This window comes from Caballeronia sp. LZ043 (assembly GCF_031451075.1).
Taxonomy (GTDB): domain Bacteria; phylum Pseudomonadota; class Gammaproteobacteria; order Burkholderiales; family Burkholderiaceae; genus Caballeronia.
This window is the reverse complement of the sequence record NZ_JARUXT010000004.1, coordinates 1,208,504-1,224,234: the sequence shown is the minus strand read 5'-3', so window position 1 is coordinate 1,224,234 and position 15,731 is coordinate 1,208,504. Positions and strand designations below refer to the sequence as shown.

Genomic DNA, 15,731 nt, shown 5'->3' with positions numbered 1-15,731 from the left:
TTGGTTGTGCCGTCCCCGACGACACAACAACAAGTCATGCCTGATGACCATAGCGAGTCGGTACCACCCCTTCCCATCCCGAACAGGACCGTGAAACGATTCCACGCCGATGATAGTGCGGATCACCCGTGTGAAAGTAGGTAATCGTCAGGCTCCTCATGCTACAAACAAAAACCCCACCCCACAAAGGTGGGGTTTTTGCGTTTCAGGGCCTGGGCTGAGGTCGGGCCTGGCATTTGCATCCTGCTATCTCGTTCTGACACCATCTCGATGTCGGACCTTCGCTTTCTGTCGGTAGAATGACGACGAGAGCCATCATGTCGACCCTCACTGGAGCGCATATGAGAACGAGCCTGTTGATCGCAGCCCTGAGCGCCGCCTTGCTGGTTGCCGCATGCGGCAAGAAGAACGACGCGAGCGAGTCCAGCCTGGGCGATGCAATATCCGCCGACATGAAAACCAGCCGCGGTCTGCTCTGTCTGAACCGCAGCGGCCGCGGCCCTTATACGTTTCCATCGGTCTATAGCAACCAGGATCTCAACGAATACGCTGCCGGCGCCTTGCGCGAGCAACTCGCCGCGCTGGAGAAGGCCGGTCTGATTGCTCGCGCGGCAACCACGCCCGCGAATGCCAGCGCCAAGCAGAACGGCGTCGCCTACAGCCTGACGGGCGAAGGGCAGAAGTACGCGGTCGAAACGAATCGGCCGGCGGGCGATCCCAATGCCACGAACGACCCGCATACCTGGAAGATCTGCTACGCGCACGTCAAGCTCGACAAAGTCGCGAGCTGGACGGAGCCGGATCCCACTGCGCACCGCTCGGATGTCACTTACACGTACAAGCTCGAAAACGTGGCCCCCTGGGCCGATGATCGCGACGTCAAGCGGGCGTTTTCCGAAGTGACGGCGTCTGATCGGGAAGCGGGCGAGACAAAGCTGCACATCACGCTCGAACAACGCGAGGATGGCTGGGTGCGGGTGGATTGACCCGCTGTCTCAACCCTCCTACATCCGTGCGAGCGAACGCGCCGCGCATGTCCGACGTCGCTCGCCACGCGGGTGTGTCGAAGATGACGGTGTCGCGCGTGCTGGCGGGCCATAGCGTTGCGCTTGCCACGCGCGAACGCGTGCAGAAGGCCATCGATGAACTCGGCTACGTCGCCGATGCCGCCGCTGGCGCGCTCTCTTCGGGCCGGTCCGAATTCGTGGCCGTGCTGGTGCCGTCGCTCGCGAGCTCCAACTTTTCCGATACCGTCCGGGGCCTGTCAGCGTCGCTGGAGCCACATGGCTTGCAATTGCTGATCGGCGATACCGACTACCATCTCGACCGCGAAGAGCGCCTCGTGCGTTCAATGCTGCGTCATCAGCCGCGTGGCATCGCGCTGACGGGATCGCGCCACACCGAAGCGACGCGCACGCTGCTGCGCCGCTCGGGCGTTCCCGTCGTCGAGATGTGGGATGCAACGACAGATCCGATCGGCGCCGCCGTCGGGTTCTCCAATGTCAGCGCAGCACGCGAAATGGTCCGCTATCTGGCGGGCAAGGGGCACGAACGCATCGGCTTTCTCGGCGGCGCGAGCGAACTCGACCGGCGCGGCCTCGATCGCCTGAAGGGCTTCCGAGCGCAAATGAAGGCACTGGGTCTCGACGATCGTCGCGTGATCCGGCTGGGCGAATCGCCGATCACCATGAGTCACGGCGGCCCCGCGATGGCCGCGTTGCTCGAAGCCTGGCCTGACACGCAAGCCGTCATGTGCGTGAGCGACATGTCCGCCTTTGGTGCGATCATGGAATGCCATCGGCGCGGGCTCTCGGTGCCGGACGACGTGGCAGTGGCGGGCTTCGGCAATTTCGAGGTCGCGGCCTGCTCTAATCCGTCGATCACCACGGTATCCGTGGATGCATACGGCATCGGTGAGCGCGCGGGCGCGATGCTGCTTGAAGCGCTCGACATGCGTGAGAACGGCATCGTCGAGCCGACAGGGAAGCGTGAGCGCGTGGCGTACTACGTGGTGGCGAGGGAGAGCGCCTGAACCGCAGCAGGTTTGCTCACGCGTGCTACCATGCATCGCGATGTTACCGGTAACGGAATCATGAAAACAGCAGCGCCGGCATTCGGGCCGGACGAGGCGCATCACATGGAGAGACAAATCATGCCCCAGCAGAAGGTACAACGGCTGCGCAGCCAGGAATGGTTCGACGATCCCTCTCACGCCGACATGACGGCATTGTATGTCGAACGTTTCATGAACTACGGCCTCACGCGAGAAGAACTGCAGTCCGGCCGTCCGATCATCGGCATTGCGCAGACGGGTAGCGATCTCGCGCCGTGCAATCGTCATCACATCGAGCTGGCCGCGCGCACGAAGGCGGGCATCCGCGACGCGGGCGGCATCCCGATGGAGTTTCCTGTTCACCCACTGGCGGAACAGAGCCGCCGTCCAACCGCGGCGCTCGACCGCAATCTCGCCTATCTCGGGCTGGTTGAAATCCTGCACGGCTTTCCGCTCGATGGCGTCGTGCTCACCACCGGCTGCGACAAGACCACGCCGGCTTGTCTCATGGCGGCCGCGACCGTCGACATGCCGGCCATCGTCCTCTCGGGCGGCCCCATGCTCGACGGATGGCATGAAGGCAAGCGGGTCGGCTCCGGCACGGTCATCTGGCATGCGCGCAATCTGCTCGCGGCGGGCAAGATCGATTATGAGGGCTTCATGCAACTGACGACGGCGTCGTCGCCATCGATCGGTCATTGCAACACGATGGGCACCGCGCTCTCGATGAACAGCCTCGCCGAAGCGCTCGGCATGTCGCTGCCGACCTGCGCCAGCATTCCCGCCGCGTATCGCGAGCGCGGACAGATGGCGTATGCGACCGGCAGGCGCATCGTCGAGATGGTGCGCGAGGACCTCAAGCCTTCGAAGATCATGACGCGCGATGCGTTCATCAACGCCATCGTGGTGGCCTCGGCGCTCGGTGCGTCGACCAACTGTCCGCCGCATCTGATCGCGATTGCGCGTCATATGGGTATCGAACTGACGCTCGATGACTGGCAACGTCATGGCGAGCCTGTACCGCTGATCGTCAACTGCATGCCGGCGGGTGACTATCTCGGCGAGAGTTTTCATCGCGCGGGCGGGGTGCCGGCGGTCATCAGGCAACTGGACCAGGCGGGGCTGATCGCGGGGCAGTGCATGACGGTATCGGGCCGCACGATCGGCGATATTGCCAGCGACGCGCCCGCCGCCGACAACGACGTCATCCGCACGGCAAGCGATCCGCTGAAACATGGTGCGGGCTTCATGGTGCTGTCGGGCAATTTCTTCGACAGCGCGATCATGAAGATGTCCGTGGTCGGCGATGCTTTCCGCAAGACCTATCTGAGCGAGCCCGGTGCCGAGAACACGTTCGAGGCGCGTGCCATTGTTTTCGATGGTCCGGAGGACTATCACGCACGCATCAATGATCCGTCGCTCAACATCGACGAGCATTGCATTCTCGTGATCCGCGGTTGCGGCACGGTGGGTTATCCGGGCAGCGCGGAGGTGGTGAACATGGCGCCGCCGGCGGAGTTGATCAAGCAAGGCATCGATAGCCTTCCTTGCATGGGCGATGGACGGCAGAGCGGGACGTCCGCGAGTCCGTCGATTCTCAACATGTCGCCGGAAGCAGCGGTGGGCGGCGGCCTCGCGCTCCTGCGCACGAACGACATGATCCGCGTGGACCTGAACGCGCGTTCCGTCAACGTGCTGCTTGGCGAGGCCGAGCTCGAAAGCCGTCGCGCGGATAGCGCGTTCGCCGTGCCGGTTGCGCAAACGCCGTGGCAGGAGTTGTATCGACAGACCGTGGGGCAGTTGTCGACGGGCGGCTGTCTCGAGCCCGCGACGTTGTATCTGAAGGTGATCGAAACGCGCGGCAATCCGCGTCACTCACACTGAGCGCACCATCATGTCCTTTGCCATTTATCCGAGCTTGAAGGACCAGTGTGTCGTCGTGACGGGCGGCGGCAGCGGTATCGGTGCGGGGATCGTCGAGGCGTTCGCGCAGCAGGGCGCGCGCGTGTTTTTCATCGACGTGGCCGATGCCGATTCGCGGCAACTCGAACAGGCGTTGGCGGGTGAACCACACGCGCCGAAGTATCTTTACTGCGATCTGCGCGATCCCGCCGCCATCGAACAAACCTTCGATGCCATCGCGAGCGAAGCAGGGCGCATCGACGTGCTCGTCAACAATGCGGCGAACGACGATCGTCATCAATGGGACAACGTCAGCGCTGCTTACTGGGACGAGCGCATGGCCGTGAACCTGCGACATCAGTTCTTCTGCGCGCAGGCGGCGGCGCAACGCATGCGGACGCAGCGGCGCGGATCGATCATCAATATGGGCTCGATTTCGTGGCACCTTGCCTTGCCCGATCTCACGCTTTATATGACGGCGAAGGCGGGAATAGAAGGGCTCACGCGCGGGCTAGCGCGTGAGCTTGGGGAGCACGGCATTCGCGTGAATACGGTGATTCCGGGGGCGGTGCGTACGCCGCGGCAGATGAAGCTGTGGCAATCGCCGGACAGCGAAGCGAAGCTTCTCGCACAGCAATGCCTTCATGAGCGCATCGATCCGGAGCATATCGCGCGCATGGTGCTGTTTCTCGCCTCTGATGATGGCGCGCGTTGTACTGGGCGAGAGTTTTACGTCGACGCGGGGTGGTTCCGCGCTTGACGCGTCACGGCGGCGTTACGGCCGCGCGTTACGTAAGCGCCGCGGGTGTCAGATGCGCGCGTCGCACCGGCGCGAAGCCTGTACCGGCTTGAGCGTCGACACTGTGCCGTTCTCGATGTAGTGCTGCACGGTATGCGTCGCTTCGTCGTAACCGCGTCGTCGAGCCAGTGCCGGACGGCGGCGAGAAACAGCCCAAGCCCGGCATGCCCGCAATGGGCCATGACATCGGCGATGCCCTCGGCGAGTACTTTGGATCGCCCCTCTTCGCGCAGCGCGCTTGCCACGTGCGATGCGGCGCGTGAGACTGGATTTGCCCCGCATTTCCGGACACCATCTCACACCAAGGTTGATGAATCGGTTCTACGTCGGAACTCGCGCGGCGAGCGGTATTTCAGCGCGCTAGCCGCCGCTCGATGCCTGACCTCGCAGGCCTCCTGTGAAGCAGCGTAAACGCGCTTGGCGTTCACCGGAGCCGCACGTCGCGATTCCCGCTCGCACCGCAACATCCCCCAGACGCGTCGATAACCGTAGGTCGGCACGCCAGCAACTAGCGACCGAACTTCATCAACGAGGCCAGCATCATCCGTCCGGCTTGCACTACGGCCATCCCGCCAGTCAGCAGCACGTGCGAACTTTACCGACACATTTGAGCGCGCTACGCCGCGAACGTCGCAGATCTGCTTCACTGGCCGTCCCCCGGCAATGCGGGTGAGCGCGCAATCCATTTTCGCGACTTCGTCACCTCCACTGCTTCCCGGAGAAGCTCATTCTCCATTATCTTCTTGCCGAGCAGGCGCTGCAGCTTCTTTACCTGCTTGAGCGCATCGCTCAGCTCAGATACCGGAGCAACTTCTTCACCAGCGCTCACCGTCGACAGGCTGCCGTCCTGACGCAGCTTGCGCACTGAAACAGTTGATTCGGAGTGATGCCGTGCAGCCGCGCAACCATCTAAACCGTCTTGCCTGGCTCGAAGTTTCTCGAACCAGCGCCGCCGATGCTCAGGTCCGCGCAACACTTCCATTACTTCGTCCTTGTTGTTAGTCATATACACAGTCTTAAGCCTACCCACTATTGCAAGTGGGCGACTGTGTCCGGACTTTCAGGGGGTACTCCAATAACAATAATTTCCGAAATAGTGTCTGGTCCGCAGGCTTCATTCAGCAGCGTTCTTCGGTTTTATCACATTGTCTTCCACCACCCTCTTCGAGGCTGGATTTCAGATGCGAATCGTGTTTGCCCTGGTCTTAATGAGCCGCAATGCCGCTTGGCTCCCCAGGTAGATTTAATGCCTCGATAAATAATTCAGTTTACGGTTTCATTGAATCTGCCAAACTGTGTAATAGAAGAGTTATAAGGTAGATAAAGCGACTGAATGCATCTTAGATTAACAAGGCTTCATCTGGTGTGTTGAACAACCTTTACCAATCTAAGGAGTCGAAAGTGGATAAATCGGTCATTAATAAATTATTCATGTTTGCCGCGTTTTCCTGGTTATTGATTGATGCAACTGCCTCTCACGCACAAGCCAGTACGGCCGACGTAACAATGCAAAATTGGGCTGGCTACGTCATAAACGACGCAGCATATTCGAGCGTGTACGCGTCTTGGGTCGTACCGTCTGTGGATTGCAGCGCAATCGCTGCCGGCGGGGCATCTGCTTCCTACGCTTGGGTTGGGTTGGGGGGCTACAACGACGCAGTGCTGAAGCAAAATTCCCTGGAGCAAATCGGGACCGCCCAATCGTGCAACGGAACGACGCCATCATACGCGGTCTTTTACGAGTTTGTCCCGGCCGGTCCGCAGTTTGGAGGCGCCCAATATCCGCTTTCAGCGGGCGATACGGTGACGGCAATGGTCGTCCAAAACCTCGATGGAAGTTACACCCTCCTGGAATCGGCCACGGCCAAAGGCGCGACCTCACCGAAATGGACGTTCAACACGAAAGGTTCGGCGCCGGGCGCGAGTGCATTGGATCCGGGCAATAAATCGGCTGAAGTCGTCATGGAGCAGCCGGGCATTGTTGGATGGATTGGTCGCGCGCCCGTGGCGAACTACGGAAGTATCACCTTCTTCAACGTAGGATTCACGAAGGCCAATACTGCAAGCGACGAAATATCCAAGGTCCAGTATTTCGAACCGCTGAGCGGAAACACGCTCTCGAATTTCTTTGCGTTTCCGGCCACACTTTCGCCCACCAGCTTCATCGTGTATCAGATTTAAGGAGCGGACCCGCTCTGATATCGTCCATCGCCTGCCACTGGCGATGGACAGACAACACCTCCCTCCGCGTCATGCCTGAAGTCCCGGGAAGCTTTCCGTACAATCGGATTCATGCGCACATCAAGGCACAACGACATGCCGTGGTTTCCCAGTTTCCCGGCCGGCGCGCTGATGCAAACCACTCGCGTCGCCCTCTGCACGATCGCACTGCTGGCAGGTTGTACCCCGACTACCTCCGCGCAAGGCGATCAAACGTCCCAGCCACCCGACACCACCCAACCCCAGCCGCTGCATCACGCGAAACGCACGGCTTCAGGCTTCGAAAACAACTACGGCACCTTGCCGCGTGAATCCCTGTTGAAATGGCGCTGGGAACGCTTCACGCAGGGCTTGCCGAAGCCGCCGGCCAACGGCTATCACTTCCCGACGGCCCAGCCCGACGTCGCGTGGCTGAAGGCTAACCGTACAGCGAACACGCTCACATGGATCGGTCATGCGAGCGCACTCGTGCAGATCAACGGCGTGAACATCCTCACGGACCCGATGTTGTCCGAGCGTGCGTCGCCGTTCTCGTTCGCCGGCCCGAAACGCAAGACGCCGCCGGGGCTCACGCTTGAGCAACTGCCGCACATCGACGTCGTGCTCATCTCGCACAATCACTACGATCATCTCGACAAGCCCACCGTCGAGGCGCTGAATCGCCAGGCCGGCGGCCCGCCGCGCTTTCTCGTGCCGCTGGGCGTGAAGGCATGGATGAACGACATCGGCATCACGAACGCGCAGGAGTTCGACTGGGGCGATGAAACGCACGCGTCAGGGCTCGATATCTGGTTCGTGCCGAGCCAGCACTGGTCGGCCCGCACGCCGTTCGATCGTTCTGAAACGTTGTGGGGCGGATGGGTGGTGAAGACGCCTGAAGGCGCGGCGCATCCGTACTCGTTCTACTTCGCGGGCGACACCGGCTATTCGCCGGACTTTCGTGACATCGGCGCGCGATTCGGTGGTTTCGATCTCGCGCTGATTCCGATCGGCGCCTATGACCCGCGCTGGTTCATGCACGCGCAACACGTGGATCCGGAAGAGGCTGTGCGCATCTTCCAGGAAGTCCACGCGAAGAAGGCAATCGGCATTCACTGGGGCACGTTCGAACTCACCGACGAGCCGCTCGATGAACCTCCGCGTCGCCTGGCCGAAGCCGTGCGCCACGCCGGTCTGCCCGCCAATGCATTCACGGTGCTGAAATTCGGCGAAACCCTGCAGCTCGATACGGCCGCTCGCTGAACCATGCGGCCATAAAAAAAACGCGCGGACTCGAGAGAGGTCCGCGCGTCTTTTTTAACCTCAATGCAGCGTCATCGTCTGAACACGCCCAGCAGCAAGGTCGCAAGAAAGATCACGATGAAGATGAAGAACAGGATCTTGGCGATTTCCGCCGCGCCGGTCGCGATGCCACCGAAGCCAAAGAAGGCGGCGATGATCGCGATGATGAAGAAGATGACAGCGTAACGAAGCATGAAGTCCTCCACGGGATCGGTTGATCGAATGATTCGCAGCCGGGCGGATGCCGATGCCGCTTCGCTCATGGCGTGCATGCCGCGCGATGGCATGAAGCAACGCCCGTGCCCAGCAATGAAAACGCCGCAAGGCCTGAGCGGCAGTGCGGCGTCGCGGGATGCGCCATGGGAGACGCAAGGGGCACGGCAGGGAAGGCTAACGGCCTAGTGTGCGTTCGGAGTCGGATTCATCGTCGAGATCGTCTTCATCATCGACGCTGTTTAGCGCATCCGGCAGGTTGTTCTCCAGTTCATCGCGCTCGATCTGATCGGCGAGATCGAGGGATTTGCGCGTGGCGGGACCGGATGGGCGGTTGGCTCCAGACATGACGTACTCCTTGAACGGATTGCAAAGCCGCGCCGGAAATTCGACGCGAATTGACGAGCAAGCAAGGCATGTACGCGCCGGACTGTAACCGCCGCTAGAGCAGTCACGCAGGTGCTTGCTGGAAGCTTCTGTACCATCCTGTCCCAAACTTGCAAGCGGGACAGCAGATTTTGCGTGCCGGCGCGTCTGACCAGTATGCACCGGTCCCGGCGATCCGGCAAAGCGCGCGGCGCCTGGATGCATCATGCGAAAAAATGGGCCACGATCGGATACAGCGAAAGCACCAGCAGCAGCGCCATCGACAGATTGAACATGCGCAGCCAGCGTGGGTTGGCGAGAAAGCGTCGCAGTGACATGCCGAACGCCGCCCACATTGTGATGCAGGGCAAGCCGATCACGACCAGCACGAGCGCCATCAACGCCGCATTCAGCGAGAGACTGGCATGCAGGTGAATGGTGGTTGCGGCGGTCAGCACCATCATCCACGCCTTCGGGTTGATCCACTGGAACGCGATGGCTTCGTGAAAGCGCATCGGGCGGCTCTGGCCGTCGCGCAGCTGCACCGACGACGACGTACCGATCTTCCACGCCAGATACAGGAGATACGCCACGCTCGCGGCTTCCAGCACCGTATAGAGCCACGGCAAGCGTTCGAAGGCCTGCGCGAGGCCCAGCCCGACCGCGATCATCAGGATGGCAACGCCCGTGCTGATGCCAAGCACGTGAGGCAGCGTGCGCTTCAGGCCGAAATTGACGCCCGAGGCGAGCAGCATCGTGTTGTTCGGGCCGGGCGTAATGGTCGTCACGAGGGCGAACAGCGCGGCGGCGGGCAGAGCGTTGAAGAGTTCCTGTGGCATGGCGCGCTCCTTGAACTGGGATATCGATGAACCCAGTGTACTGGAGTGGTCCGGTACAGTACCGGTACAGATCGCCGACAGATTTCCAGTACGGAAAAGAAGCGCGCCTTCCTGCTCACTTACACCGGAAACGGATTGCGCTCCGCAAAGCCCTGCTGATGCCAGTACGGATAGGCCGGCCGCACCGTACTCGCTTCATCGAGCTTCTTGACCTGTTCCGGCGTGAGGTTCCAGCCCACTGCGCCGAGGTTCTGCCGCAACTGTTCCTCGTTGCGCGCGCCGATCAGCACGGTTGCGACCGTCGGACGCTGCAACAGCCAGTTGAGCGCAACCTGCGGAATGGTCTTTCCGGTTTCCTCGGCGACGGCGTCGAGCGCATCGACGACGCGGTACAGATAGTCGTCGGGCACGGGCGGCCCCATGTCGGCGGTCTTGTGAAGGCGGCTGGTCTCGGGCAGCGGCTGGCCGCGCCGGATCTTGCCCGTGAGGCGTCCCCAGCCGAGCGGGCTCCACACGACAGCACCCACGCCTTGATCGAGTCCGAGCGGCATCAACTCCCATTCGTAGTCGCGGCCGATCAGCGAGTAGTACGTCTGGTTCGCGACGTAGCGCGGATAACCGTAGCGCGCAGCGACATCTAGCGATTTCTGAAGATGCCAGCCCGAGAAATTCGACACGCCCGTATAGCGGATCTTGCCCGCGCGCACGAGGTCGTCGAGTGTGGAAAGCGTTTCTTCCACCGGCGTTTTTGCATCGAAGCCATGCAGCTGGAACAGGTCGATGTGATCGGTCTGCAAACGCTTGAGCGCCGCATTGACCGCCTCGATCAGATGAAAGCGCGACGAGCCGACGGCGTTCGGTTCATCGGGATCGAAACGGAACGTGGCCTTCGTCGAGATGATGGCCTTGTCACGACGGCCCTTGAGTGCTTCGCCGAGAATCGATTCCGATGCGCCGCGCGAATAGAGGTCGGCGGTGTCGAACATCGTGACGCCGGCGTCGAGACAGATGTCGATCAGCTTGCGTGCCTCGCTCACGTCGGTCTCGCCCCAGGCCTGGAAGAATTCGCCCTTGCCGCCGAACGTGCCGGTGCCGAAGCTCAAGACCGGAACCTTGAAGCCGGAAGCGCCGAGATGTCGATATTCCATTGCGTGTCCTCTCTGAGATGAAGTCGAAGAGACGCCGCTCATTGTCCATATCGATGACGAGCGGCGCGCGAGTGTTCAGCGGACGAGACTACCGCAACGGTCCGCGGAATGCAGAATGCAAAACGCATAATGCCAACGTGCAGCCCGCAGCCCGCAGCCCGCAGCCCGCAGCCCGCAGCCCGCAGCCCGCAGCCCGCAGCCCGCAAAACGCAAAACGCAAAACGCAAAACGCAAAACGCAAAACGCAAAACGCAAAACGCAAAACGCAGCATCACCGCTTGTCCGCCGCCGCGCGTTCCCCGAGCGAGTCGTAGATCGGCGGCACGCGCAACAGCATGGGCACGATCATCGCGGTGAAGCAGGCCGTGAGCATGGGCAGCAGCAGGGTGAAGCTGGCGGTCATCTCCGTGACGAGCACGATGCCCGTCAAGGGCGCACGCACCACCGCGACGAAGAACGCGGCCATGCCGACAACCGCGAACGTGCTGGTGTCGCCCGTCACCGCCGACATGCCCGGAAACCAGTCGAGACACAGGCGCCCGAACACGAGTCCGGTCTGCGCGCCGAGCACCAGCAGCGGCGCGAACAGACCGCCAGGCGTGCCCGCCGCATACGACACGGTGCCCAGCACGAAGCGCAGCGCGAGGGTTGCGAGCACGCCCGCGACGGTGCCTGCGCCGAGCAGCGCGCGTTCGGTGAGCACATCTCCGCCGCCCGCGAGATCCGGCGCGAACCACGCGAGCACGCCGACCGCCGCGCCGACGAGCGCCGCGCGCGCGGTCGCATGCGCGACCGTCAGCGGCCTCGAAAGCGACTCGGCGATATCGAGCGTCCAGAGAATTGCGCGGCAATACGCCACGCCCAGCAACCCCAGCAACACGCCGAGCAGCAGATGCGCGCCCGTCATCGCGAAGCCGGGGAACGGTTGCGCGGGCACGTGGAAGTCGGGCAGATCGCCGTGCAGCAGACGAGCCATTGCGATGGCGCTTGCGGAAGCGCCGAGCGCCGCGACCGCCGTGCGCGTGTCGAAACGCCGCATCAGTTCCTCGAGCACGAAGACCGCACCGGCGATGGGCGCATTGAAGGCCGTCGCGAGTCCCGCGCCCGCGCCTGCCGCGAGCAGCACGCGGCAATCGCCGGCGGTGCGCCGCATGAACTGGCCGATGGCATGCGCGATCGATGCCCCCATCTGCACGGTCGGACCTTCGCGTCCCAATGCAAGACCTGCACCGATGGCAAGCACGCCGCCCACGAACTTGATGGGCACGAGCACGAGCGGCGCGGGCGGCAGCTTGCCGTGCAGCACGGCTTCGACATGAGGAATGCCGCTGCCGCTGGCCATCGGCGCGAAGCGCGCGACGAGCCAGGTCGCGAGCCCGGTGCCCACGGCCGCCGCGAGCACGACCAGTACGAAAGCGGCCTCATGTCCCGCGTGGCCCCACGCGACGAATGCAGTGCGCCACGCCTCCGCGCGTTCGAGGGAAAAGCGGAAGCCCACGCCGATGGCCCCCGTCGCGGAGCCGACGATGACCGAGGCCGCCGCGAGTGGAACGAGTCCTGCGCGTTCGTCGTGCTGTTCGAGGGAGTCGGTGTCGTTCATTGCGCATGAAGCTCCGCATCGGCATGTGCTGCGAAGGGTAGCATCGCGCCGGGCATGCTGCTTGCAAAACGAAAGACATTTGACGCAAGGAAACACGGAGGCGTGAGACGCGCATGAATCAGGCAAGCGACGACGAGCCGTTTTTCCAGCCCGGACGCAACTGCGCGAGCGTGCGTCACGCGGCGCGCTTCAGCTTGCTGATCGATGGCGCGGATTATTTTCGCGTGCTGCGCGAGGCGATCACGCGTGCCGAGCGCACCGTGTTCATCCTTGGCTGGGACATCGACAGCCGCATGAAGCTCACGCCCGAAGGCGCGGACGACGGCTTCCCCGAAGCGCTCGGCGACTTCCTGCATGCGGTCGCGAATCACAAGCGGCGTCTGCGCATCTACATCCTGGCGTGGGACTTCGCGATGCTCTACGCGTTCGAACGCGAGTGGCTGCCCGTCTACAAGATGGGCTGGCGCACCAGCCGGCGCATTGCGTTCCAGATGGACGGCAAGCATCCGATGGGCGGTTCGCAGCATCAGAAGCTCGTCGTCATCGACGACCGGCTCGCGTTCGTCGGCGGTCTCGATCTCACGCGCTCGCGCTGGGACACCACCGCGCATGCACCCGACGAACCGCTGCGCCGCGATGCGAACGGCACGCGCTACCAGCCCTTTCACGATGTCCACACGATGTTCGATGGCGCGGCCGCGCGCGAAATCGGCCTGCTCGCGCGCGAGCGCTGGGCGCGCGCCTGCGGCAAACAGCTCGCGATCCGCGCGCATCGGGCAAACCTCGAACACGATGCCTGGCCGCCGTCGCGGCGTGTCGATCTCGAAGATGTCGAGATTGCCATCTCGCTGACCGAGCCCGGTTATCTCGGCCGCGAGCCCGTGCAGCAGATTCGCGCGCAGTATCTGGACGCCATCGCGCGGGCGCGGCACAGCATCTATATCGAGAACCAGTACTTCACGTCGGGCACCATCGGCGCGGCGCTCGCGAAATCGCTCGGGCGAGAGGACGGACCGGACCTTGCCATCGTCGTGCCGCGCAACCAGAGCGGCTGGCTTCAGGAAGTCACCATGGGCGTGTTGCGGGCGCGGTTGCACGCCTTGCTGAAGGACGCCGACACGCATGGCCGCTACCGGCTGCTGTGTCCGAGCGTGCCGAAACTCGGCGACGAGATCGTCAACGTGCACAGCAAGCTGATGATCGTCGACGACGAATTGCTGATGGTCGGTTCGGCCAACCTGAACAATCGTTCGATGGTGCTGGACAGCGAATGCAACATCGCCATCGATGCTCTCGGCGATGCACGCATCCGCCGCGCCATCGCCACCATGCGCGACACCTTGCTCGCCGAACATCTCGGCTGCGATATCGCGGACATCGACCGTGAACGCGCCGCGCATGGCGGCATGAACGCGGCGATCCAGGCGCTGCTGCGCGAGCGCGACGAACATCGCACGCTGGTGCCGCTGGATCCGCTGGTGTCGAGGGAACTCGATCAACTGATTCCGACCGAAGCGCTGATCGATCCGGAAACGCCGATCGCCGCCGACGAACTCGTCGACCAGTTCGTGCCCGCGGAAAAGACCCGGCCGCTCATCGGCCGCTTCGCGCTGCTCGGTGTACTTGCGCTGATGGTCGTGGTGGTCGCGGGCTTGTTGCACTGGACCTCGCTCGGCGACTACGTCAACCTTCGCTCGCTGACGAACGCGACGCGCCGCATCGACGCGCTGCCGCTCGCGCCGCTCTGGATCGTGCTGGCCTACGTCGTGGCGGCGGTCATTTCCGTGCCGATCACCTTGCTCATCGCGGCCACCGGTCTCGTGTTCGGCGCGGCATGGGGCGGGCTGTATGCCTTCCTCGGCACGATGGCCGCGGCGGCCGTCTCCTATTCGCTCGGCAACTGGCTCGGGCGCGATGTCGTGCGCCGAGTCGCGGGTGCGCGCGTCAACCGGCTGTCAGAACGTGTCGCGAAGCGCGGCATCGTGGCCGTCGTCGTGCTGCGTCTGCTGCCGGTGGCGCCGTTCTCAATCGTCAATCTCGTCGCGGGCGCCTCGCATATCCGCATGCGCGACTTCATGATCGGCACGATGCTCGGCATGGGGCCCGGCATCTTCCTCACGGTGGCGTTCGCCCATCAGCTGGTCGCTTCACTGCACCGCCCGACGATCGGCTCGTTTGCGGTGCTGATCGGCATCGGCGCGGCGCTGATCGGCGTGTCGCTGCTGTTGCAGCGTTTCCTCGGCGGCGCTCAGCCTGATGCGCACGAAGGCGCACCCGGCGATGCCGACAAGCCGCGCGCCAGCGAAGAAGCGAAGCGCGCGAGCGAACTGCACGAGAGCGGCGCGATGCCGCGCGATCCAGCGGCGCGCAACGCGCGGCCCGACGAGGTCAACTCATGACGCCGCTGCACGAACCCGTGATCGACTTGCAGGACACGAGCGAAAGCCGCGCGCGCGAACTGCGTATCGCGACATACAACCTGCATGGCGCGGTGGGCATCGACGGAAGGTTTTCGCCGCAGCGCATCGGCGAAGTGCTCGCGGAGATCGACGCCGATGTCTTCGCGCTCCAGGAAGTGCCGCTTGGTGGCCGTGGCGCGCATGACGTGCTCGACGTGCTGCAGCGCATGACCGGTCTGCATGCCGTCGCGGGACCGACGCTCGATACGCCCGAGCGCCGCTATGGCAACGCGGTGCTCACGCGCTATCCGGTGCGCGCGGTGCGCACGCTCGACCTGTCGTTCCGGAGCCGCGAGCCGCGCGGCGCGCTGGATGCCGACATCGATTGCGGCGGCGAGGTGTGGCGCGTGGTCGCGACGCATCTCGGGCTGGCGTCGAGCGAGCGGCGCGCGCAAGTGGAGCAGGTGCTGCAGAGCTTCGATACGCCCGCGCTGCCGGTGATCCTGCTCGGCGATCTCAACGAGTGGTTCGTCTATGGCCGCACCCTCCGTCGACTGGTCACGCACTTTCATCGCGCCACTGCGCTGCGCACCTTTCCGACGCGCTTTCCGCTGTTCGCGCTCGACCGCATCTGGGTGCATCCGGGCGAGCGTCTGATGCGCGTGGACGTGCATCGCACACGTCTGTCGCGTGTCGCGTCGGATCACTATCCGCTCATCGCGCACATCGCGCATCGATGATGAAAGCGCCTGCATGGCGTGCGGTAAACATCAAGGAAGCATGCATCGAGATGGCTTCATGAGCCGCATGTCTGCGCGGCACCACGAAAAACCCCTGTAAAAGCGATATAAAAACGCAAAAGACTCGCACGAACTCGCTTGGCGTATGTAGAATCCGGCGTGATACGAACG

Annotated in this window: 13 protein-coding genes, 1 rRNA gene and 1 pseudogene; 9 read left to right on the top strand and 6 right to left on the bottom strand. The window is 63.1% G+C overall.

From position 1 onward, the window contains the following. Positions 1-39: 39 nt before the first annotated feature. The 5 genes from rrf (at position 40) to QCE64_RS33145 (ending at position 4,715) form a co-directional block, all read left to right on the top strand. Positions 40-153, top strand: a 5S ribosomal RNA gene (gene rrf, locus QCE64_RS33165). Positions 154-317: 164 nt separating this feature from the next. After that, positions 318-986 carry a hypothetical protein gene (locus QCE64_RS33160; protein WP_309935194.1) on the top strand — a complete coding sequence of 223 codons (669 nt, stop codon included), beginning with the start codon at positions 318-320 and terminating at the stop codon, positions 984-986. Between the two features lie 47 nt (positions 987-1,033). Further along, complete coding sequence (locus tag QCE64_RS33155) at positions 1,034-2,032, top strand: LacI family DNA-binding transcriptional regulator (protein ID WP_309935193.1); 999 nt, start codon at positions 1,034-1,036, stop codon at positions 2,030-2,032. Between the two features lie 120 nt (positions 2,033-2,152). Further along, positions 2,153-3,937, top strand: coding sequence for an IlvD/Edd family dehydratase (locus QCE64_RS33150; RefSeq protein ID WP_310008382.1), 1,785 nt, complete (start codon positions 2,153-2,155; stop codon positions 3,935-3,937). Positions 3,938-3,947: 10 nt separating this feature from the next. Then, positions 3,948-4,715, top strand: a complete 768-nt coding sequence (locus QCE64_RS33145; RefSeq protein WP_309927031.1) for an SDR family oxidoreductase — start codon at positions 3,948-3,950, stop codon at positions 4,713-4,715. Between the two features lie 446 nt (positions 4,716-5,161). Here QCE64_RS33145 and QCE64_RS33140 read toward each other — a convergent pair. Then, positions 5,162-5,736: pseudogene (locus QCE64_RS33140) on the bottom strand (transposase); the annotation flags it as partial. Positions 5,737-6,155: 419 nt separating this feature from the next. Between QCE64_RS33140 and QCE64_RS33135 the strand changes: the two are divergent. Together QCE64_RS33135 and QCE64_RS33130 are read left to right on the top strand one after the other, a co-directional pair. Next, positions 6,156-6,935 (top strand): G1 family glutamic endopeptidase, encoded by a 780-nt coding sequence (locus QCE64_RS33135; protein ID WP_310008380.1) that lies wholly within the window; start codon positions 6,156-6,158, stop codon positions 6,933-6,935. A 171-nt stretch (positions 6,936-7,106) separates the two neighbouring features. Next, the gene (locus QCE64_RS33130) at positions 7,107-8,216 is read left to right on the top strand and encodes an MBL fold metallo-hydrolase (RefSeq protein WP_309927026.1); all 1,110 of its coding nucleotides are present in this window, start codon (positions 7,107-7,109) and stop codon (positions 8,214-8,216) included. Positions 8,217-8,287: 71 nt separating this feature from the next. Here QCE64_RS33130 and QCE64_RS33125 read toward each other — a convergent pair whose 3' ends face one another. The 5 genes from QCE64_RS33125 to clcA all read right to left on the bottom strand — a co-directional run bounded on the left by QCE64_RS33125 (position 8,288) and on the right by clcA (position 12,421). Next, positions 8,288-8,449, bottom strand: coding sequence for a DUF1328 family protein (locus QCE64_RS33125; RefSeq protein ID WP_035509367.1), 162 nt, complete (start codon positions 8,447-8,449; stop codon positions 8,288-8,290). A gap of 196 nt (positions 8,450-8,645) precedes the next feature. Next, positions 8,646-8,816 (bottom strand): hypothetical protein, encoded by a 171-nt coding sequence (locus QCE64_RS33120; protein WP_309927024.1) that lies wholly within the window; start codon positions 8,814-8,816, stop codon positions 8,646-8,648. Positions 8,817-9,058: 242 nt separating this feature from the next. Further along, entirely contained in the window at positions 9,059-9,673 is a 615-nt protein-coding gene (locus QCE64_RS33115) for a LysE family translocator (RefSeq protein ID WP_309910943.1), read from the bottom strand. Between the two features lie 119 nt (positions 9,674-9,792). Beyond that, entirely contained in the window at positions 9,793-10,821 is a 1,029-nt protein-coding gene (locus QCE64_RS33110; RefSeq protein ID WP_309927022.1) for an aldo/keto reductase, read from the bottom strand. 271 nt (positions 10,822-11,092) lie between these two features. Then, on the bottom strand, positions 11,093-12,421 hold the full coding sequence (clcA, locus tag QCE64_RS33105) for a H(+)/Cl(-) exchange transporter ClcA (protein WP_309927020.1): 1,329 nt from the start codon (positions 12,419-12,421) through the stop codon (positions 11,093-11,095). A gap of 113 nt (positions 12,422-12,534) precedes the next feature. Between clcA and QCE64_RS33100 the strand changes: the two genes are divergently transcribed. After that, positions 12,535-14,820 carry a VTT domain-containing protein gene (locus QCE64_RS33100; protein WP_310008378.1) on the top strand — a complete coding sequence of 762 codons (2,286 nt, stop codon included), beginning with the start codon at positions 12,535-12,537 and terminating at the stop codon, positions 14,818-14,820. Next, positions 14,817-15,560 carry an endonuclease/exonuclease/phosphatase family protein gene (locus tag QCE64_RS33095; protein WP_309927015.1) on the top strand — a complete coding sequence of 248 codons (744 nt, stop codon included), beginning with the start codon at positions 14,817-14,819 and terminating at the stop codon, positions 15,558-15,560. The genes QCE64_RS33100 and QCE64_RS33095 overlap by 4 nt, the downstream gene beginning before the upstream one ends. The last annotated feature ends 171 nt before the right edge of the window (positions 15,561-15,731 follow it).

What these genes read in the sequence shown, in the direction of transcription:
- QCE64_RS33160 (WP_309935194.1), top strand. Translation starts at nt 318, where the DNA reads ATGTCGACCCTCACTGGAGCGCATATGAGAACGAGCCTGTTGATCGCA.
- QCE64_RS33155 (WP_309935193.1), top strand. Translation starts at nt 1,034, where the DNA reads ATGTCCGACGTCGCTCGCCACGCGGGTGTGTCGAAGATGACGGTGTCG.
- QCE64_RS33150 (WP_310008382.1), top strand. Translation starts at nt 2,153, where the DNA reads ATGCCCCAGCAGAAGGTACAACGGCTGCGCAGCCAGGAATGGTTCGAC.
- QCE64_RS33145 (WP_309927031.1), top strand. Translation starts at nt 3,948, where the DNA reads ATGTCCTTTGCCATTTATCCGAGCTTGAAGGACCAGTGTGTCGTCGTG.
- QCE64_RS33130 (WP_309927026.1), top strand. Translation starts at nt 7,107, where the DNA reads ATGCAAACCACTCGCGTCGCCCTCTGCACGATCGCACTGCTGGCAGGT.
- QCE64_RS33125 (WP_035509367.1), bottom strand. Translation starts at nt 8,449, where the DNA reads ATGCTTCGTTACGCTGTCATCTTCTTCATCATCGCGATCATCGCCGCC.
- QCE64_RS33120 (WP_309927024.1), bottom strand. Translation starts at nt 8,816, where the DNA reads ATGTCTGGAGCCAACCGCCCATCCGGTCCCGCCACGCGCAAATCCCTC.
- QCE64_RS33115 (WP_309910943.1), bottom strand. Translation starts at nt 9,673, where the DNA reads ATGCCACAGGAACTCTTCAACGCTCTGCCCGCCGCCGCGCTGTTCGCC.
- QCE64_RS33110 (WP_309927022.1), bottom strand. Translation starts at nt 10,821, where the DNA reads ATGGAATATCGACATCTCGGCGCTTCCGGCTTCAAGGTTCCGGTCTTG.
- clcA (WP_309927020.1), bottom strand. Translation starts at nt 12,421, where the DNA reads ATGAACGACACCGACTCCCTCGAACAGCACGACGAACGCGCAGGACTC.
- QCE64_RS33100 (WP_310008378.1), top strand. Translation starts at nt 12,535, where the DNA reads ATGAATCAGGCAAGCGACGACGAGCCGTTTTTCCAGCCCGGACGCAAC.
- QCE64_RS33095 (WP_309927015.1), top strand. Translation starts at nt 14,817, where the DNA reads ATGACGCCGCTGCACGAACCCGTGATCGACTTGCAGGACACGAGCGAA.